10 protein-coding genes are annotated in these 21088 nt (G+C 67.5%); 5 read left to right on the top strand and 5 right to left on the bottom strand.

Annotated features, from left to right (window positions below):
- The first annotated feature begins 258 nt into the window (after positions 1 to 258).
- Positions 259 to 1629 carry an SMI1/KNR4 family protein gene (locus tag ACZ79I_RS34460; protein ID WP_471502815.1) on the top strand — a complete coding sequence of 457 codons (1371 nt, stop codon included), beginning with the start codon at positions 259 to 261 and terminating at the stop codon, positions 1627 to 1629.
- 767 nt (positions 1630 to 2396) lie between these two features.
- On the opposite strand, the gene ACZ79I_RS34455 is transcribed toward ACZ79I_RS34460, so the two are convergent.
- Positions 2397 to 2882, bottom strand: a complete 486-nt coding sequence (locus ACZ79I_RS34455) for a hypothetical protein (protein ID WP_471502813.1) — start codon at positions 2880 to 2882, stop codon at positions 2397 to 2399.
- Positions 2883 to 3014: 132 nt separating this feature from the next.
- Positions 3015 to 10724: a golvesin C-terminal-like domain-containing protein gene (locus ACZ79I_RS34450; RefSeq protein ID WP_471505394.1), complete on the bottom strand. Its 7710-nt coding sequence runs from the start codon at positions 10722 to 10724 to the stop codon at positions 3015 to 3017.
- A 1297-nt stretch (positions 10725 to 12021) separates the two neighbouring features.
- On the opposite strand from ACZ79I_RS34450, the gene ACZ79I_RS34445 reads away from it, so the two are divergent.
- On the top strand, positions 12022 to 12543 hold the full coding sequence (locus ACZ79I_RS34445) for a hypothetical protein (protein WP_471502811.1): 522 nt from the start codon (positions 12022 to 12024) through the stop codon (positions 12541 to 12543).
- Between the two features lie 432 nt (positions 12544 to 12975).
- On the top strand, positions 12976 to 13542 hold the full coding sequence (locus tag ACZ79I_RS34440; protein WP_471502809.1) for a hypothetical protein: 567 nt from the start codon (positions 12976 to 12978) through the stop codon (positions 13540 to 13542).
- Positions 13543 to 13976: 434 nt separating this feature from the next.
- On the opposite strand, the gene sigJ is transcribed toward ACZ79I_RS34440, so the two are convergent.
- Positions 13977 to 14927, bottom strand: coding sequence for an RNA polymerase sigma factor SigJ (sigJ, locus tag ACZ79I_RS34435; RefSeq protein WP_471502807.1), 951 nt, complete (start codon positions 14925 to 14927; stop codon positions 13977 to 13979).
- A gap of 152 nt (positions 14928 to 15079) precedes the next feature.
- Between sigJ and ACZ79I_RS34430 the strand changes: the two genes are divergently transcribed.
- Positions 15080 to 16216 (top strand): LUD domain-containing protein, encoded by a 1137-nt coding sequence (locus tag ACZ79I_RS34430; RefSeq protein ID WP_471502805.1) that lies wholly within the window; start codon positions 15080 to 15082, stop codon positions 16214 to 16216.
- A gap of 517 nt (positions 16217 to 16733) precedes the next feature.
- A complete protein-coding gene (locus tag ACZ79I_RS34425) occupies positions 16734 to 18368 on the top strand; it encodes a hypothetical protein (RefSeq protein ID WP_471502803.1) in 1635 nt (544 codons plus the stop codon).
- Between the two features lie 637 nt (positions 18369 to 19005).
- Here ACZ79I_RS34425 and istB read toward each other — a convergent pair.
- Together istB and istA are read right to left on the bottom strand one after the other, a co-directional pair.
- Entirely contained in the window at positions 19006 to 19812 is an 807-nt protein-coding gene (istB, locus tag ACZ79I_RS34420) for an IS21-like element helper ATPase IstB (protein ID WP_471502801.1), read from the bottom strand.
- Positions 19812 to 21062: an IS21 family transposase gene (istA, locus tag ACZ79I_RS34415; RefSeq protein WP_471502799.1), complete on the bottom strand. Its 1251-nt coding sequence runs from the start codon at positions 21060 to 21062 to the stop codon at positions 19812 to 19814. Before istA ends, istB begins: the two co-directional genes overlap by 1 nt.
- Positions 21063 to 21088: the final 26 nt, after the last annotated feature.

Genomic DNA, 21088 nt, shown 5'->3' with positions numbered 1-21088 from the left:
GACACCACGAAGATCTGAGGCTGTAGTACATGGCAGATGGTGGTCCCTTGCGGACAAACCCGCAGTGTCCCGTCTCAGCGAAGGTGCGAGACGTTGAGTCGGTGACCGGTGATGGGTCATCTTGACCCGAATTCGTCCCTTCGACCGAAGGACGCGTCGCGTCGCCCGCGGCCGCTGCCGTCCCGGTCCGCGCCTCGTGATGTCGGCGCCCCCACCCATAATTCAGCGTCACCGAACACGTATTCAGGAGGCCTGCTCGTGCCCGCGCTTCATGACTTCACCACCTGGCAACCCCTGCTGCGCCTGTTGTACGCCGCCCACACGCAAACGCTCACCGCACCCGGCGGGCATGTGGCGGGGCAGATCAGTCCCGGAGCATGGAGTGTTCCGCTGCCGTTCCGGCCGCCGCAGCCGGGGCGTGCCTCACAGGTCTCCGACAACCAGGAGCAGTTCGACGCCGTGGGCCGGATCGTCGAAGCACTCAAGGAGAACGGGAACGACGGAGTCTCCTTCGTCGTGGAGGCCTCTTCTGCCCCCAGCGGTATCCGGCTGCATCTGATCAGAATGGGCTCTTCAGCGGAGCCGGGTGTCGCGACCGCGCACCCGGGCACGCTTCTTCTCGCGGACGGGGCACTGCCCGAGCCGGTGCGTCGCCTGCCCGCGCCGGTGCCCGGCGTGGTGCCGGCTCCGTCCGCGGATGTGGAACTGCTGCAGCGCACTCTTCGCGAACGGCTCCCGGACGCGGTGGGCGCCTCCGATGAGGAGATCGCAGCGGTCGAGGCGCGTCTGGGCCTGCCGCTGCCTGCCGAGTTGAGGGCCCTGTACCAGGTCGTCCGGGGCCAGTACGAGGACTGGGACGACTACCGGGAGCCGTACGACACCGTCGGCTGCGAGCTCCTTCCTCTCGGCGAGGTGTACGTCGCCGACGCGGCTTCCCGGCATGTGCTGTGGGAGTTCGGCGCCATGGAGGCGGTCGAGACGGGGCCGGAGGACGCCGTGCAGGGGCTTGTCGGCTCTCCGGGCTGGATCGTCTTCGGTGACAACGGCGGCGGAGACCGTATCGCCATCGACCTCACACCGGGTCCGGACGGGCACGTCGGGCAGGTGATCATCATCGGTCACGAGGAGAACATCGGTGCCGGGCTGGTCGCCGACTCCCTCACCGACATGGTCGTCCACCGTCACTTCGACGGCCGGCCGGTCAGAAGGACCGAACGGCCGCCGCTCGTCGCCTATGTCAATCACGCCTCCGTCCCCAGCGTCGAGGCTGCCGCGCACCCTGGCCTGGAGGTCCTCAGCCTCGGGGTCTGGGACAAGGAGCCTCTCAGCCTCGCCCCCGTCTTCGGCCTGCCGCGTCTGCGGACCCTCTCCGCCTATCCCGGTACTCTCGCCGATCCCTGTGAGATCGCCCGGCTCACCCACCTTGAGTATCTGGAACTCCCACCCGCGGAGTGGCGCGTCCTCCTCGATGCGGGGGCTGTGCCCACCGGGCTTCTCGCCGCAGGCATCGAGGCCCACCGGCAGCAGGACAACCCGTTGCAGACCATCGCCCTCGCCAACGAGATCCTCGCCCTGTACGGTCGGCCGCCGATCGCCGACATCACGGTCCTGGAGGGAGCGGTCTCATAACAGGGGCCGTTGCACGACGGCGATCCGTCCGGAACGCCGGGCGGGCCCGGAGCCGGGGTGGACGTCCCGGCTCGTGTGCTTGTCCACCCGTCGGGCGTCGACGTGTCCATCAGCACCAGCAGAGCCTTGATCAGCCTCAGGGAGGCCCCCGTCAGGCAGGCGGCCTCGGCGACCATGGGGTTCACCCAGCCGGTGGACACCGCAGCACCGGTCAGATCGGCGATCAACAGTGCCGCCCGCCCAACGGGAACATGGTGGAACACCACGAGGTACACGGGCAGGGCACGCAGGTTCGGACCGTATGAAACCGGAGATCCCGCGAGCCCTTCGGGCGCCTCCGCGCCGGTGGTGTGGCCGCAGCCGCACCGGACCTTGTGCAGCCGGTGCTCGGTGACTGGGCCGTCACCACCGGGATGTCGGTCACCTGGCGCCGGGCGACGCCGACCGAGGGAACGCCACGCGACCCCGCCCCGCAGGCGCCGCAAGCCCGCGGGCGGTGATTCCTGATCTTGTCCGGGTTCTCCACCATGCCCAGCGTCGTGCCGGGCGCGCCCTCGCGCTTACTCCGGGCCCTGGCCTCGGGCTTCGCCTGGGGCCTGCCCTCCTTGGGAAGGCCGAACACGTCTTGCAGACATGATCGCGCAGCATGCCAGACACCAGACCACCTGTCGCACCGTCAACCCGCCCCGCCGGGCAGCCCTCGTGAACGCTCACCCAGAGCCGTTGGCGGGACACACCCAGACAGGGCCGTTCGTTTGACGGACCCGCTATCGGCCGAAGTCGGGGTCGGCAGAGGTACGTCTGTAGTGACATGGGTAGGTATAGGGATCCCCCCCGTTCGCTTCGACACTCCCATTCATTCGCAGCTTCCCATGATCCAAAGTGAAGGTGAAAAGCTTGCTGTCCTTCTGATCCTCGAAATTGAGCATCACATAGGGGGGCAGGCCAGGGTCTTCGTTGACCGCATGCCATTTCCCGCCGACTGAACGACGCGTCACCTGCGCGTCCGGCACGGGGCCGTCCCACTCGACCGGAAGGTCCTTGACGGAAAAGGTGTAATCGTCACGCAGTCGAATGACCGGAAGCGGCGATCCGCATTCTCGCTCTCCGTCCCATCGACCGACCAGTTCGGAATGACGCAGGGACTCCGGGACGACGTGGGCGGGCTTGCCTGTCCCGCAAGCGGTCGAGGCGAGTACCGTCAAGGTGGCAGTCGCAAGGCCTGCACTGATGCGAAATACGTCGAATTTCACGCCATCTACTTCCAGTCGTTCCAGTCGTTACGGGCGGCGGGGCTGCCACCAGGGATCCCTGGTGGCAGCCCCGCCGTTTTCAAGGCACGTCCCGACCGGTCGACCGGCGGGAGCGAGTGCGTCAGCCGGCCGTCAGAAGAGGCTGGAGACCCAACTTGTGATGCTGTCCAGCAGGCCGGTCGACGACTCCGATGACCCCGATGACCCGGATGACGCCGACGGAGCCTTGGGATCGTCGAGGTCGACCGTCTCCGTCCACGTCACATCCTGCGATTTCGTACTGAAACGCCCCGTATCGTAATACGAATTGAGGGGCTTGGCGATGTGTTCACTCCACCACTCACTGTACCCGCCGAGCTCCGGGGCGATATGCGTCCCAGAATTCATGGTGCTGTCATTTGCCACATGGAATTGAATGGTCGCCGTCCCCGCCTTCTTGTCGACCGACTTGACCGTGTAGTCCATGGTGTAGGAACCCAGGAACGCCGCGGACATGTTCGACGTGAAATCCATGAAGACGGTCTTGGAGTTCAGCGAGTGATTCAAGCCGTTATTGTATGTGACACCCGTGTCCTTGTCCGTGTACTGGGCGACCTTGGCGCCCAGATTGTAGTTTCCGCCGTTGATGTTGTCGGCCGCGATCTCCCGCACCCGCTGGACGTGGTAGTGGTCCATGAGCGACTGCGTGAAGGCGTCGTTTCCGCCGAAGTCTCGATGCTTGGGGCCGCTGCCCGAGACCCATTCGAATCCCAGATCCACTCCATTGGGATTACCGGGAGTTCCGAAGCATCCAGGGCACTTCTCCCGAAGAATCGGCTCTGCGGCGATCACGGGGCTGGCAAGCGTGTCGGCGACAGTCTCGACGGTGCCGACCCAGGCAGAGGCGAAGTTGTCGTCCCAGGGGCAGAAGGAGCCCCCTTCGCACCAGTTGTGCCCGTCGATCTCGACGCTGCTGATCGGGTTGCCGCCGGTGAAGGCGTAGCGGTTCCCTGTGAAGGGATCCGATCCCAGCTGCATGTCGGCCAGGGCGCCGTTGTACATGTCCCGGCTGGTGAAGCGGTTCAGGCCGGGGCTGTAGTCACGGAAGCCCATGTCATAGGTGCCACTGGCGGCGTCCCAGCGCTTGGCGTTGAAGCGGTAGGGGTTGTACGCCTCCTTGTCGGGCTGGGCGGTGTCGGGCTTGTCGATGCCGGTGAACTCGGCGTCGTTGTTGGTGCCGTAGGCCGTGTAGCCGTAGGTGGACTTGGTGTCACCGCTGGTGTCGGTGAGGGTTTCGACATCGGTGTGGCCGTTGTAGCCGTAGACGCCGAGTTCCTCGGAGCCGTCGGTGTTGTGCTTCAGCTGCGTCAGGCGTTCGCCCCACGGGCTGTACTGGTAGGACTTGGTGACCTCGCCGGCAACGGCCTCGTTGAGAACCTCGCTGGAGGTACCGAGGTAGTTGAAGTCGGTGGTCTTGCCGGCCTCCGTCTTGGATGCCGTGCGGTCCAGGGGGTCGAAGACGTAGGTGGTGGTCTTCGACGTGACCCCGTCGGTCTGCAGTTTGGTGTTCTTGACCACGTGGTCGAAGCCGTCGTAGTCCCTGTCCTCGACCACTTTGCCGTCCGCGACGACCGTGTCCAGTCGGCCGTACGGGTCGTAGTTGTAGCTGTTGCTGGCGGCGCCGATGCTCGAGCTGAGGAGCCGGTTGCGGTCGTAGGTGTAGTCGGTCGTGACGTTCTTGATCGTCTGGGTGACGACGTTGGCGTTGGCGTCGTGGACGTAGGTCTCGGTGCCCGCGCCGGATCCCGTCTTCACGGACTGGGCGAGCCGGTTGACCGGGTCGTAGGTGTAGTCCGTGGTGGAGGTCAGGTACGCGCCGTGGTCGTCAGCGTTCATCTTGGACGCGACGTCCTGCGCCTGGTTGCCGTTGGCGTCGTAGGCGTAGGTGTGCGAGGAGACCAGGGTGCCGTTGGGCTTCTTCTCGGTCTGGGTCTTCAGCGCCGCGTTCATGTAGTAGGTGTAGTCGACCGTGTTGCCGTTGGCCTTGGTCTCCTTCAGCCGCAGGCCGCGGTCGGTGTAGGTGTATTCGGTGGTCTTCGGCGAGGCGTCCGAGGGGGACTTGCCGACCTTCACCGTCTTGACCAGCTCACGCACGTCGTAGATGTACTGCGCGTACTGGTCCGGGTGGCTCGTCGTCTCCTTCTGGCCGTTGGCGTCATAGGTGAACGACGTGGCCTTCTTCTCGGTGCCGGACAGCGACTCGCTGACCTTCTGGACCTGGTTCAGCCCGGTGTAGGTCATCGTGTATGTGTCGATCTTGGCACCCGAGGAGGCGTCCGCGATCGAGGTGAGGTTGCCGTTGAGGTCGTACGAGTAGGTGAAGTCCTTCTTCTCGTTGTCCGTCTCGGTGACAGTGCGGACGATCTTCACCGCGTCGGCGACGACCTTGCCGGAGGCGTCGGCCGCCAGGGTGATCTTGGACGTGTTCCCCTGCTTGAAGGTGAACGAGCCCAGGGAGACCCAGGTGCCGCCGCCGGTGGTCTGGTCGACCGTCTTGTCGGTGGTGCCGGCGTCGTGGGTGACGGTGTACTTCGCCGCCGTGGAGGCACCCGAGGTCGTCGGGTACTTCGCGTAGGCGGTGTAACTGCCGTCCTGCGGAACGTTCAGAGTCCAGGTGAACGTGTCCGTCGACGCCCCCGCCGCGTGGGTGCGGTGGTCGTAGCCCTGCTGGCCGGTGGCCGAAGCCGTGGCCCAGGTGCCGGTCGCCGAAGTGGTCTGGGTGTCGGAGTTGTCGGCCACCACCACGTGGGCGCCGACCGGCACGCCGTCATCGGAGCGGGCCTGGAGGCTGCCGTCGGGGTAGTACGCCCAGCCCTGGGTCCGCGAACTCGAGCCGCCAGCGGAGGTGAGGGTGCGCGAGACCTGCTGGCCGGTCTGGTTGTAGCCGTAGTAGGTGACGATGTCCCACGGGTCGGTGGACGTCTTGGTCCAACCGTTGTCGAAGTAGGTGTAGTCGGTGTCGTTGCGGACCGTCTGACCCGCCGACGGCGGCGCGGAGACCCGCGAGATGCGGCCGACCGCGTCGTAGGTCGTCTGGGTGTAGACGTTTGGGTCGTTGTAGCGCGCGTCCGCCGGGTCGTAGGGCTGGAACTGCTTGACCGGACGGTTGAGCCTGTCGTACTCGGTGCGGCTGGTGAAGTCGTCCACGGCCGCGGTGGCGGTGCCGCGCGGGCTGATCACCTTGGTGGTGTTGCCCATCTGGTCGTACTCGAACTTCGTGGTGCGAAGGGTGGTGCCCGAGTAGGGGACCCGCTGCTCGATCGTCTTGCCGCGCTGGTCGTAGACGACCTCGCTGGTGTTGCCCTCCTTGTCGGTGCTCCTGACCATCAGCGAGTCCTTGTCGTACTCGCGCGTGGTGTACTTGCCCGCCGCGTCGGTGACCTTGGTGACGCGGTGGTCGAGGTCGTAGGCGGTCTTGCTGGTGTAGTCGGTGGTGTCGGCGGTGGCGTTCTTCTTCGGGTCGATGACCGTGACCGCGTTGCCGGCGTTGTCGTACTCGTAGGAGACCTTGTCGCCCTGAGCGTTCACCACCGACATGAGCTGGTAGATCTCGTTGTAGGTGTTGGTGGTGACGTAGTCGTCCGGGACGGAGGTCGTCGCCACACCCTTGGGCTCGGTCGTGGTCTTGAGGTTGCCGACCTTGTCGTAGGTGTAGCGCGTCGTGCGACCGCTCAGGTTGTTGTCCGGCCCGGTCGTCTCGGTGACCTGGTCCGCGGAGTCGTAGACCGCGGTGGACACCACGCCGTCCGCGGCGGTGCTGGTGGTGACGTTGTCGTTGGCGTCGTACACCGGGGCCGGAGTGGTGATGAACACCCCCTGCGCCTGCTCCTTGGGCAGCTTGTTGACCAGCGGACGCTTGAAGGCGTCGTAGGTCTGGGTGGTGGTGGTACCCAGCGCGTCGGTCACCGAGGTGACCTGACCGCGCTCGTCGTAGACGAACGAGGTGGCCTGGCTCTCCGCGTCGGTGATCACCTTGGGGTAGCCGACGACGTCGAAGTCGGAGTTGACGGTGGCGTTGCCATTGGCGTCGGTGGCCCTGGTCAACTGCCCGTAGCTGTCGTAGTCGTACTTGGTCGTGTAGTCGTCAGGCACCGACGTCGTTGCGACACCCATCGGGTCCGTGACCGTCTTCAGGTTCCCGAAGGTGTCGTAGCCGAACTGCCAGGCGCGGCCCTCCGGCGACGTCTTGCGGAACAGGTCCGCCGAGTAGCCGTCCGCGCGGGTCTGGTACTCGTATGTCGTCGCGTTGGCCGGGTAGGTGCCCGGCGCGCAGTCGGAGGAGGGCGGAACGCCCGCCTTGTTGTTCTCCGCGTCGCGCTGCCAGAGCGGGTAGCCCGTCTTCTGGTCGTAGCAGTATGCCGTCTTCGCGCCGTTGTCCTCCTCCAGGTACGTGACGTTGTTGTCCGCGTCCCATGACATCTTCGACGTCTGGGACTTGGCGTTGGTCGTCTGGACGGGACGGAAGAAGTCGTCGGTGACGTACTTCGTGGCGTGGGTCTCGGCGTCCGTGACGGTGGTGTCGGTGAAATTGGTGTTCGCGGTGTCGGCGGCGTAGGCGAAGCCGGTGTCACCGCCGAGGCGGTCGGTGATGGTCTTCGTCCACCAGTGGTACTTCGGGTCGTCACCCGTCTGGGGCGCGTAGTACGCCAGCTTGGTGTCGTGGCCGCGCGGGTCGGTGGCCGTGACCAGCTTGACGTTCTTGTTGCCCTGGGTGGCGTCGTAGGTGAACGTGAAGTTCTTCGGCTGGGCGGAGCCGTCGCCGTCGGTGAACTGACCGAGCAGGCCCTGCACCGTGTAGAAGAAGGAGATCCTGCGGCCCGAGATGTCCGTGATGGACTTCACGTGGTCGTAGATGTCCGGGTCGGTCAGGCTCGTGCCGGTGACCTTGGCGCCCGTCCCGTCGATGTAGTCGTAGGACGCGTCGCCCCTCTTGTAGTAGTCGACCGTCAGGGACTGCCGGCCCGCCGGGTCGGTGACGTAGGCGAGGAACTTCGCCGCCTTGCCCTGCGTCTTGTGCTGCTCATAGGTGTAGGTCTGCGTGTTGCCGTTCTTGTCCACGACAGACGTCAGGTAGCCGTCACAGCCGAAGAAGAAGCGGGTGCCGTCCGGGCGCAGCAGCGTCCACGCGTCTGGGACCGGGTCCTTCGTCGGGGTGCAGTCCAGGCCCGCCTTCATCGTGATGCGGTAGTGGACGCCCGCGGGGGCCTTCCAGCTGCCGTCGGGCTGCTTGGTGAAGACGTGCGTGGTGCCGTCCCCGTCGGGCAGACGGATCTCGGTGGCGTTCTGCACCGGGTTGGGGTGGAAGTCCAGCTGTGCACCGAGCCGGATCGGCCCGCCCAGCTGCGCCGACCAGCCCGCACCCGCACCACCGGTGGTGTTGTCGGTGTCCAGCGAGTTGTACGCGAACCTGGCGAACGTCGTCAGACCACGCCCCGGGTTGGAGAACGCGTTGTACGACCACACCGTGTTGCCGGAGGCCAGGTTGTTCATCACCGTCGACCCGGCGCCCGTGTTCTTGCCGGTGTAGGAGTAGAACTTCTCCAGGCCCAGCGCATTCGACGTCGGGTCTTCCACCGCCACGTTCTGCTTCAGGGGGGGTATGCCCCCAGTCCCGGCGGACAGCCAGCTGCCGTCGGAGACCTTCTTGACGTCCCAGCCGAGGGCGTACTTGGTGCGCTTGCTGCCCGAGTCCGAGTTGATCGGCGTCTTGACCTGCGCCTGGATCGTCGTCGACTGGCCGGGCGAGAGCGCCGGGATGGCGGTGGAGAGCTGGTTGCCGCCGGTCGTCACGTCGGTGCCGTCGGGCAGCTGCCAGGTGTACGACAGGACCCGCTCACCCGTCGCCCAGGCGGCGTTCGTGGTGTTGGTGACCGTGAAGTCCACCGTGTAGGTGGAGTTGGGGGTCATGCGGGCCGGGGTGGTCGGCGCGTAGTAGGTGTCGTCCGTCGTGGAGTCGACGTAGATCACCCGCAGCAGCGGACCCAGCTGGTAGTCCGAGGCCTCCGAGGCCAGGAACAGGGTGCGTTCCTGCGGACCGGTCGAGGTCTCGTCCTTCAGCTTGACCAGCGCACCGTGGTTGGTCGTGGGCGTTTTGATCCAGCCCTGCGTGAGGCTGGTGGCATCCCACCAGTGCCGGCCCACCTCCGAGACCGAACCGACCGTGTCGGAGACGGTGCCGGAGTAGTCGCCGCCGGCAGTGGTCCACGCCGTGGTCGAGTTGGCGTTGTTCCAGGTGGCCTGGGTCTCGGTGAAGTCCTTGCTCAGGCCGTGGAGTTCGTAGATCGCACCGTTGGTGTCGGTGGTGGTCTCCGCACCCCACATGAACAGCCGTGACTCCAGCACCGTCGCCGTCGTCGGGATCGCGGTGGTCGGGAACTTCATCACCGCGCGGGCCTTGCCGTAGGTGGTGGAGTTGTTGCCCACCTCCAGCCACTTCTGGCCCACCCCGAACGACTGGATGGTGTCCTCGTTCGTGGTCGGCTGTGCCGACGACAACGTGGTGTCCGTGACCCCGGCCGTGGTGCCCTGGATCAGCCGCATCGTGCGGCCCGCCTTCGGCACACCCACGATCCGGGTCGGCGAGCCCAGCAGCTGGCCGTCCTTCGTCTTCACCGCCAGCTGGTAGTAGTACGACCGGCCGATCTCCACCGACGAGGAGTCCGGCGTCGGGGTCGCAGTGGTGTCCGTGTAGGTTGTCGCGCTCTTGTCGACCGGTGCGACCAGGGTGGCCGCGGACGGGGTGAACGCCTGCTGCGTGGAGCGGTGCAGCTGGTACTCGACGATGTCCAGGTTCGGGTCACCAGTGGTGTTCGAGTACGCCTTCCAGGACAGCTCCGGACCCGTGCCGTGCACCACGGTCGGCGAGTTCAGCGTGGTGCCGACCCTGCCGTAGGTGACCGTCAGCCGCGGGATCGTGGCCGTCTCGCCGCCGTAGTCACCATCCCCGGACTCGTAGCGCGGGCCGCCCGTCGGGGCGGTCGACGACTCGTCCGTGGCCTTCAGCACGAACCCGTTGTTGACCGAGGTGCCGTCCAGCCACTGCTGCACGGTGTCGGTCACCGGGAACTTGTGCCACTGGTTGTACTCACCGGTGTTCTTCACGATCGACGCCGGGTTCACCCAGCGCACCGCGTCCGCGATCACCGCCGTCGTACTGCTGGTGTCCTTCAGGACGACCTTGCCGGCCGTGCCCTTCGCGAAGTTGATCTGCGAGCCACCGTTGAGGGAGGCCCACACCCCGTTCGTACCGGCCGTCTGGTCCACCGTGTACGTCGCGGTCGGATCACTGCTCGTCACCGTGTACGGGGCGGCCGTCGACCGGTCGGTGTACTGCACATAATGCGCGTCCACCCGGTACGAGGCCGTCTCCGGCAGCCTCGGCTGCCAGGTGTAGGTGTCCCCGAGGACGGCGTCCTTGTTGTACAGGTAGTCGCCGTCGATGCCGTAGGTCGTCGACCCCGGCTTCCACGAGCCGACCGCCGCCGTCGTGCCCGCATCCCCGTCGTCCACCTGCACGCTGGTGCCCGACAGCTCACCCACCAGGCCACTGGTGTTGGACCAGGTCGCCGTCGACTCGTTCCACGCCCCCGTCGCCCGGTAGGCGCCGATCGTCACGTCGTTGGCGTTGGTGGTGTGCGCCTGGTCGAAGTACATCTCCAACCGGGCCGAGTCGATGTTCGTGCCCGACGGGATCTCGCTCAGCGGAAACTTGATCAGCGAACGGGCGGTACCCGTGCTCGTCTTGCCCGCCGACAGCTTCCAGGTGGTGTTGAAGTTCGTCGACGCCTGGTCCGACAGGACCATCGTGTCCTGCGAGTCCGTCGGCGACGGCGCGATCGTGATCGTCGGGTCGATCACCACCGGATACTGCCGGTCCTTCGATGCCAGCCACTTCGCATCCGGCGTGACCGTCAGCTTCCAGGACTTGCCGTCCCGCGTCAGCTTTTGCGTCACCCTGGTGCTGTAGGTCCTGCCGAAGACGGACCTGTCCGCCTTCTTCGCGTCCGTCATGAACGGCGCCGGAATCACCATCACCGGCGTGTGCGGCAACTCCCCGAACAGCGCGACCGAGCCGTCCCTGCGCGCTCTCGGCGTCAGCCCCTGCGTGTCCAGCGTAAACGTGAACTTCAGCGGACCGGTGGGGCGCTCGGCGAGGGTGATGTTCTCCTTCACCCGGCCACGGCCGACCCCGTACTCCAGGTCCGCGCCGCCGACCGCGTCCTTGTAGGTGACCGTCGCCCCCTTCACCGACGGCTTCAGCCTGCCGTCCGAACCCTGAAGGCCGAGGGTGACCGAACGGCCGTCCGGCGAGCGGAAGCGCACCAGGTGGTCCGCGTCCGAACCGAACCAGCTACTACCCTCATTGGTGGTGTTGGCGTAGTCGAAGCCCTTGGCATCCACCCGGTGAAGAGCGGTGTCGATCGGCTTCCAGGTCGCCTTCCTGCCGGAGCCCGAGCGGTACGACGTCGGCACCGCCGACAGCTCCGCCTGCACCCGGCCGTCCGACATCTGCCAGAACCGCGCACTCGCCGTGCGCCGGCCCGTCAGCTCCTTGACCCGCCAGGCATTCGGAGCGTTCTTGCCCTTCGGCAGCTTCTGCCGGTCCGCCACGTCCGACTCGTCGTGGGACGGCGGCTCGGCGAGCCGTTGACCGTCGTCATCGTCGCCGAACCATCCCTTGACGGTATCGACTATCCCCTTTCCGCCACCGCCACCGTCGTCCGATTCGGACGCCGCATACGCGACTTGGGGCAACGCGGTACCCACCACCGCGGAGACCACAAGGCACGCGACGAGCCTGCCCAATCTCGGTTTCACCGCAACCCTTTCCTAGGTTCGATCGTCATAAACATCAACCGGAAACGCGTGGCCGGCCTCATGACGAGCAGGCCGCACGTAGCGGCGCGGTGGTTTTAAGCATTCAGGTAACGGCATGTCAACCAGACTCCCAATCAGGACAGTTCGCCCATCGCAGGAAGTCGGCGCCCGGTTTGTCCACTCACTGGCAACCCGAGCCCGGCGTCATGTATAAGAGCCCTGGTTCCGGAAATTCCGGCACAGGCAAGCGATTTCCGAGTGGCTGACCTAAGAAGGACTCGTCATGGGCGATGAAGAGCGGGAAAACGGGCCGGAGGCCGCCGAATCCGAGGGGAACGGCGGGAATTCCGGGGCCTATGGCCGGTCGCGCACCCTCCGCCCGGACCGCACCGGCCTCCTCATCGGCGGCACCCTGCTGGCCGCCTGCACCGGCCTCCTTCTCTACGGCGTACTCGCCACCGGTGGGGACAGGCCGGCCAAACGCAGCATCCCGACCGCCGCAGTGACGTACGAGGTCACCGGCAAGGGCACCGCCGACATCACCTACCAGGCCCGCAGCACGGCAGGGTCCGCGATCGTCGACCATGCCGTCGCGCTGCCGTGGAAGAAGACCGTGCACGTACCGCTCGGCAGGCCGCCACTGGTCTCCATCACGCTCAGCGAGAAGGGCGGTCAGGCCAGCTGCTCGCTCGCCGTGCGCGGCAAGCACGTCCAGACCGCGTCCGCGTACGGGAAGTTCGGCCGCGCCACCTGTCAGGCGGAGCCGGCCTCGGCGACACCGGAACAGGCGGGCGCCGCAGGGTGAGTTGGCCGGGTGTCCCGGGTGAAGACCCGAGTTCGGGCCCCTGATCAGGACGTTTCGCTGCGGGACGGTGTGGACCGGGGGCTGTGCGTGCCGGAAATTGATCCGCGCAGGTCAGCCCTCACCTGCTCATGACCCCTCGCCGTCCGGCGTGATCGCTACTTGTGCTGGTGAGCTTCGCCTACCTCGCTGTCTCCCACGCCCTCGCAGCGCTGCGGCCGCTGCCGATGACCGACCACGAGAAGGACACCGGGATCCTCGCCCTGCGTCACCAGCTTGGCGTCCTGCATCCGCAGCTTGGGAACGGCGTCCCCGGTTCCGAGCCGAGGACCGGACGCTCCTCGCCGCGCTGTTGTCGACGTTGCCGGCGCGACACCGCGCCGGCTGCAGCTCCTGGCCACCCCGGACACCGTCCTGCGCTGGCACCGCAACCTGGTGAAGCACCGTCACGCCCGTGCGAGCGTGAACCGCCGGCCGGGGGCGCGCGGGGCGTTGTCGGCGACGCTCCTGAACCGGCTCGAGGACGTGATGGGCGTGACGGTGCTCGTAGAGCCCTCACCCTTTGGCCCCGTGCCTGGGGCGCTGCTCCCCTCGCCGCCCGCGGACGAGACGCGTTCCGGAGACACGGGGCGTTCGGGACACGTAGCGCCCGCGACGGGCGCCGCCGACCGCATCGTCCAACAGGCTGCCACTGAACGGAGCGTCAGACTCTCGATGGCCGCTCGCCGTCTTGAGATGGTGAGGAGTTGGGAGCAGAGGTCAGGCCCTCTTGATCCGGAGATCCTGTTCACGATGGAGAGCCTGGTGGACTTCTACCGTTCTCTCCTCGTGCAGTGGCCCGAGACGGACTCAGCCGCCGATGCCGCGCTGGAGGAGGCGCTGGAAACGTACGAGAGGGTTCTCAGACGCTGCGGGCGCGAAGACAGGGCGGTGATGATCCGCAACGAAATCGACTCGAGACGCGCGAGACGCGTTCGCCGTCTTAGGGACGGGAATCTCTGAGGCGGTACCCGCTAGCTCCAGTAACACTTTGGCGTTTCCCTGTTCAGGGGTGCCTTCCTTGAGTCTGCGGCTGACGGGTCGTCATATTGCGGGAGTTCGTGACGCCGGGTGCGGCCCACCCGCCTTCAGCAAGCCGTGCTCCGCAGTCGCCTCAAGGACCCGGTCCAGGAGCTCGATCCCGGTGTCTCCTGCGATCAGCCGGTTCCCTGAACCCGGTGAGCACCGAAGGATCGAACCCCGGATCGGCCAGCGCCAGCCGCAGGGCTCCGTCATTCTTGTGGTGTGTCCGGTTTGATGAGGGATCGGGTAGCCCGTGCTCTGACGGTTGAGCCTCCGGGACCGCTTCCGGGGCCGGGTCGGCCCAGCTTCTCGTGGGCCGCGTTGAGGAAGATGTTCATGGGTCCGCGTAGGTGGTCCCATGCGGCTTCGGACGGTCAGGACAGCTGCCACGGTTGGAGCTTGTCCGGGTTGCGCACCGCCCAGATGCGCGTGATCCGGTCGTCCTCGGCGACCTCGAAGGCGAACACCGTCTCGATCCGGCCCTTCGACTCGATCACCAGGCCCGGCAGCCCGTTGACGGTGCGCTCGAGGATCGTTCGGGCCGGCGCGAGCCGGGCGATCGTGAGATAGAGGTGGGCGATCTGCTCCGCGCCCTCGATCGGCAGCAGGTGGGCGACGGCGCGGCCACCCCCGTCGGAGATCGCGGTGGCGCCCGGGTCGAGCAGGCCGAGCAGGGCCTCGATGTCCTGCGCCTCCCAGGCCGCCTTGAACCGCCGGACGACGCTCGCCTGCCGGGCCGCGTCCGGGCTCGCTTCCGCCCGCGCGGCGATGCGACGGCGGGCCGAGGACGCCAGCTGACGGCACGCCGCCGGGCTGCGGCCGATGATCTCGGCCACCTCGGCGAACGGGTAGCGGAAGATGTCGTGCAGCACGAACGCGACACGCTCGGCCGGGGTCAACGACTCGAACACGACCAGGAAGGCCATGGTCACCGACTCGTCAAGGGTGATCCGGTCGGCCGGGTCCCCGCCGGCGCCGCCCGCCGCCCCGGCGATCCACTCGGCCGGGTCTGGCAGCGGCTCCGGGATCCACTCCCCGACGTAGGTCTCCCGCCGGCTGCGCGCCGAGCCGAGCAGGTTCAGACAGATACGGCTGGCCACCGTCGTCAGCCAGGCGCCCGGGGACTCGACGGCCTCCTGCTGCGCCCGGGACATCGCGTACCACCGCGTGTAGGTCTCCTGGACGACGTCCTCCGCGTCGGCCAGGGACCCGAGCAGCCGGTAGGCGAGATTGAGCAGCTGTCGCCGCTCGCTCGTGATCGTGCCCAGGCCCGGGTCGTGTTGCTCGTACGCCTGCCGCTGTGACTGCTCCCACGGGGTGGTCATACGCTCTCCGGCTCCCTCATTCGCGGTCCCTCTCCATTACGACAAATCAGAGCGGCGGAATGTGAGGTTGGCGGCTCGCCTCACATTCGGCAGCGCTGCGTTGTCGGACTGGGTGAAGAGGAACACACCAGCCACAGGACAGGACGCCGGACATGAACGACTTCCAGGAGATCGCCGACCGCGTCGAGATCGAGGCGCTGCGCGGCGAGTTCACCGACGCGGCGATGATGCGCGACCGCGCCCGCCTCGCCGCGCTGTTCACCCCCGACGGCGTGCTGCGCATGCCCAACGTCCCGGTCGAGTTCGCCGGCCGCGAGGAGATCCGGACCGGAGGCGAACGCCTGCAGGCCCAGTGGGACTTCTTCGTGCAGAACAGCCACCCGGGCACGATCCGTCTCGACGGCGACACGGCCACGGGCCGCACCTACATGCAGGAGATCGCGCGGGTGCTCGACGGCCGCTCGGGCCTGAACTTCGCCGTCTACCACGACAGCTACCAGCGGACGCCGGAGGGTTGGAAGTTCGCCGAGCGGGTCTACGAGGTCAGGTACGTCGACACGACCCCGCTGCGAGGTTCGGCGCCCGGCCCCGGCGTTCGGGCGCACGGCTCCGGTGAGGCACGGGACGCCGGCCTGGCCTCGGAGGCCGGTAAGGCGGACGCGTCGGCCACGGGTGCGGCCAACGGCTTCGGCGCACCGGCGTCCGTCGAGCGGCTGGACCGGGCGGTCGCGGCGCTGCGGGCGAACGGCTTCACCGCCGAACTGCTCGAGGACGCCGCGGCGGCCCGCGCCCGCGTCAAGGAACTGATACCGGAGGGCGCGGGCGTGTTCACCGGGGCCAGCGAGACGCTTCGGCTCTCCGGCATCGCACAGGACATCGAGACCGGCCACCGCTACCAGGCCATCCGGCCGCGCGTGCTGACGATGGACCGCGTCACCGAGTCCGACCAGATCCGTCGGCTGACGGCCGCCCCGGACGTCTTCGTCGCCAGCGTCGCGGCCGTGACCGAGACCGGCTCGCTCGTCATCGCCTCGGGCAGCGGCAGCCAGCTGCCCGCCTCCGCCGGCGGCGCCGCAAAGGCGATCTGGGTCGTCGGCGCGCAGAAGGTGGTACCCGACCTGAGCACCGCACTGCGCCGGGTCGAGGAACATGCCCTTCCACTGGAGACCGCGCGCGCCCAGGCGGTCTACAAGCAGCCGAGCGCGGTCAACCGTCTGCTCGTCCTCAACGCCGAGCCGCAGCCCGGGCGCGGCACTGTCCTGCTGCTGCGCGAGGCCATCGGATTCTGACATCCCTGAAGGCTTTTCGTCCTTCCGGCCCTGCCACGCCGACCGCAGTGTGTCAGGGGTGATCAGCCAGCCGACGGCCGTGCGGCGAGCCCGGGGCCAGCCGCACTACCGAGGTGGTGCGCCGCAGGTGCGGGTCTGGCTGTCAGCGTCGCCTCAATCGTGGTTCCGGATCACTTTTCAGCCATCGCCGACAACCCGTGACCTGCGACTTCAGGGTGGAAGATCTTCATTGTCCCCCGCGAAGCCATCGGGGGACGAACCCTGTGGCCTCTCGCAGCCGCGGATGCTCACCAGGGCGTCGGCGAGCCGGATGAGTGGCACTGTGGCACGGCGCTGTGACGGCAGCCGCCGATGGCGGAAGCTCGCCCGGCTGCCTCAGTCCGGTGGCCCCGCGCACGTACTCATGGTGACACTCGTTCTACCGAGAGTCCTCGATATGGGGTCAGGGTATGCGGAACCACGGCACGACCTGGCCGCGCAGCACCCCAGGGCATCGAATTGGCCAGGAGGGATGACCATGGGCCACGTCGCTCCGAGAGTCTGGTATTCGCTGACGTGCGTGATGCTGCTCGCCATATCCGGGTGTGGCCAGCACCAGGCCGGCGCGGGGGAAGGCACGGCCGGTGATGCGATCACCACGGGGCTGGTCGCCGGCCTGCAAAAGAGCGGGTTTCAGGTCAATCCGGGATACGCGAGGCTGTATACCCAGCAGGACTGCAAGGACGCCACCTACCCCCTGCTGAAGAACTGCCTCCTGAACAACCCCGCGGCCCCATACGTGGTGCCCGTCGTGAAAACCTGGCCGAACGAGTACGTGGATCCCGCCGTGGTGAACGCGTTCGGCCGGACGAGGCCCGGCTACACGACGGCCTACCGGCTCGATCCGCGAGACGCGATCGTGCTCTACGGGAAGATGCCACCCCCGGGCCGCTACATGGGGCTCCAGACATGGGAATCCAGCCGGCGCGGGCAGTGGAAGACCAGTGACTACCTCAAGTGGGAGCGCACGGCCGATCGGCCTGTCCCCATGCAGTACCTGTTCGACACGATCCCACCCGGCGACCGGCGGTCGGGGCGGGTCCAGAGCGTGTCCGCACTCGGGGACACCGTCAACAACGTCGTCATGGAACGGCAATCCGGCTACTCCTTCGAGAAGAACCGGTACTTCATCATCACCCCCAGCGCCACCACCGACCGCGCCGTACGCCGGGCCCTGCAGGCCCGAGGCGTTCCCGGCGAGGACATCTTCACCGAGCAGATCCCCGCCCGCGACAACCACGGCTCGATCGGGCCGCTGGGCATGGGCAAGGACGCCATCGACTTCTTCACCGCGTTCCGGTACGCCGTCCCCGACCCCGGCCAGGAGCAGGCTGCGGACAAGTGGCGGAAGAATCCTCCGCTGACGGTGCTGCGCGTGCGTGCCCCTGACTCCCTGGGACCCGTACAGCGCTACGGATCGCTGCGCTTCGAGAAGCGAACGGCGAACAGCGAGGCCCACCTGGCAGGTGACCTGGGGAATCTGGTCAGCGCGGTGTGCGACCGTGTCAGCAGTACGGCGCGCCTGCAGACCAGTGACTGCACCCAGCCGCCGTCAGCATCCTCCCTGATCCCCGACCTGGTGCGGGACTACGGGTGGATCGGGCCGTACTGCCGCGAGATCAACATGAACTGCCTGGGCGACCAGCAGGACGCGGCCTACTTCTTCGCACCACCGCTCCCGCTTGATTCCGGACAGGTCTACGCGGTGGTCGACACCCTCGCCACCGAAACCGGCAACGCGACTTACACCGCCCTGTCCGTCAACGACGCCTCGTTGCTGGCGGGCGTGGCGAACGTTCTGGACACCACCCTCAAAGGTTCCGCGGACGGCTATACGAACACGGTCAAGAACAGCGGCAAATTCTTCGTGCACTACTTCACCCGGAACTGCGCGGTGCTCCGTGGCCTGCCCGGCTGGCCGAAGAACTGCACCGAGATCACCACTCAGATGCTGCCGTCACACGTGAACACCTCCGCGGAAGGCGACCCCGCCCTGCACGGCATGTTCATGGCCTCGCTGCGTGACTACATCAAGCCGGGAACCGAACGCGGACCGGACTCCTCCAAACTGCTGACACCGAGAATCCTCACGTTCACCCAGCCGGGGAAGTAGCTCACCGAAAACCCGGACCTGCGGCGCTCCGACGGCAGCAAAGGCGGCGGCACGGTGGTGTCATGCACCGCGGCACCCGGACGTCCAGGGGCCCAGTCGATCAGCTGGTTGATCTGGGCGTCATGACGTGTCCGAAGAGGTACTGCTCTGTCCCGGCGGCGAGAGCGTGGTGAAAAGGTACGTCCAACGGCTTCGCGAAGCCTTCCCGCGCGACGATCCGCCCCGCAAAGCGCCGTCCGTGCGTGACGTGACGTGACCAGCTGGATCACCCGCCGCCCCGACCGCCTTGACGACGACCAGGCCCAGCAGCTCAAGCAGATTCTCGCCCGCTGCCCCGCCCTCGACCGAACCGCCGAACACGTCCGGGCCTTCACCGGGTTGATGAACGACCGCCGGGGTGGCGACCTCCGTCAGTGGATGGAGCGCGTGCAGGGATGGAGTGCGGTATCGGTATTCGTCGGGCCTGGGTGTGCCGTGGTGTGTGCCGGTCGGTGGTGCGGCACGCTCCGCGCCTCGCGGGGCTCCGACACGCCCCGCGGCGTGCCCCGCCCGGGTGTCGGCGAGTGTCGGCGACGCGTGAATCGTGACCCAGTTCCGACGGGTGAAAAGTGACCCCCACTGCGTCAGTTGATGTTGGTCATTCCCCGGTGTTGGCGGCGGGAACCCGTCCGAGGTCGCGGCCGCGCATGCGGTAGCTGTCGCCCTTGAGTGAGATCACTTCGGCGTGGTGGACGAGGCGGTCGATCATCGCGGCGGCGACGGTGTCGTCACCGAAGACCTCGCCCCAGCGCCCGAAGGGCTTGTTGCTGGTCACGATCACGCTCGCGCGTTCGTAGCGGCCCGAGATGAACTGGAAGAACAGGTTGGCGGCCTCGGGTTCGAAGGGGATGTAGCCGACCTCGTCCACGATGATCAGCGGGATCCGTCCCAGCCGGGTCAACTCGTCGCTGAGCCTGCCCACTTGATGGGCTTCGGCGAGGCGGGCGACCCACTGGGCGGCGGTCGCGAAGGCGACCCGGTGGCCGGCCTGGCAGGCCCGGATGCCGAGCCCGGTGGCGAGGTGGGTCTTGCCGGTGCCGGGCGGCCCCAGGAAGATCACGTTCTCCTTGCCGACGACGAAGTCCAGCGTCCCCAGATGGGCGATGACCTCCCGTTTCACGGACCGCTGGTGGTCGAAGTCGAAGTCCTCCAGCGACTTGCGGGAGGGGAACCGGGCGGCCCGGATGCGTCCCTCGGCGCCGTGAGAGTCGCGGGCGGCGACCTCTCGCTGCAGGCAGGCGGCGAGATACTCCTCGTGGCTCCAGCCCTCGTCGCGGGCCCGCTCGGCCAGCCGGGCGGCCGCGTCCCGCAGGGCCGGGGCCTTCAACGCCTTGGTCAGATAAACGAGTTCAGAGGACACATCGCGGTTGGTCCTGGCCTGGTTCGTGCTGTTCTTTGTGCTCATCAGGCTGCCCCCTCACCCGTGCTCAGACCGCCGTCGATCACTCCGAAGATCCGGTCGTAGGAGTCCAGCGACCGCTCCTCGACCTCGGTCACCTCCGCTGGCGCTGGCTTCTTCTCCGCGGCCGTCTTGCGGGCGGCCGCGGCAGCCGCCGCGTGATCGGGGTCGGTGATGGTCTGGTGGCGGGCCCAGCTGCGGGCATGCCGGGCGACTTCGACGCCGTTGCAGGTCACCAGGACCTGGTCCAGGTCAGCGGCGACCTCGATGCGGCGGCCGACGGCCAGCGGATGCACCGAGTAGTCACAGGTGTCGAGGCGGACATAGTGGTCCCGGGGCAGCCGCAGGGATGCCTTCCACCAGCCCGGTGGGGCGATCGGCGGCAGGGCCAGCATGCGGGAGCGGTCGGCCTCCAGCCGGTCCGACGGGCGGGCCTGCAAAGTGCGGTGGACGCGCCGGTTGGCTCTGGTCAGCCAGTCGGCGAGCTGGATGTTGAAGTCGGCCGGTGAGGTGAATACCCGGCCGGGCAGGAACGACGTCTCCAGATAGCCGTTGGCCCGTTCGACCAGGCCCTTGGCCTCCGGGTCCCGCGGCTTGCAGAGCAGGAACTTGATGCCCAGCAGTCCGGCGAACGCGGCGCATTCGTCGGTGAGTTGGGGGCCGCCGGACCGCCAGGAGCCGACGGCCCCCTCGTTGTCCCAGACCAAGACCCTGGGGACGGCTCCCAGCTCGGTCAGCAGCCGCCAGTGCCCGGCGATCAGGTCGGCTGCCGACCGGGAGGGCAGCATCCGGGCGGTGATCCACCGCGAGTAGCCCGTGACCATGACCAGCACCGGTGGCCGTCCGACCTGGCCGAAGCCGAGTGGGATGTCGGCGGGCGGAAACCACAGGTCGCATTGGCCGATCTCGCCCGGTTCATAGACCGTCCGCGAGGCCGGATCCGCGGGCCGATAGGCCGGCCGAAGGTCCCGGATGCGGTCCTTGAGCACGGTCAGGCCGCGGTCCCAGCCGATCCGCTCGGCGATCACCGTCGCCGGCATCTCGGGCCACTGCTCGAGCAGTTCACGGAGCTGCGGCTCGACCGCGTCCACGATCGAGCCCTTCGGCGCCCGCTGGTACTTCGGCGGCGCGTCGTCCGCGATCGCCCTGCGGACAGTGTTCCTCGAGATCCCCAGCTTCCTCGCGATCGCCCGCACCGGCATCTGCTCGGCCCGGTGAAGCCGGCGGATCTCCGCCCAGTCCTCCACGCTGATCACCACTCCTCCCGGCCTGACTCAACGAG

This window comes from Streptomyces sp. PSU-S4-23 (assembly GCF_055632315.1).
The sequence above is the reverse complement of the archived record's forward strand: the minus strand, read 5'-3'. Positions and strand labels throughout refer to the sequence as shown.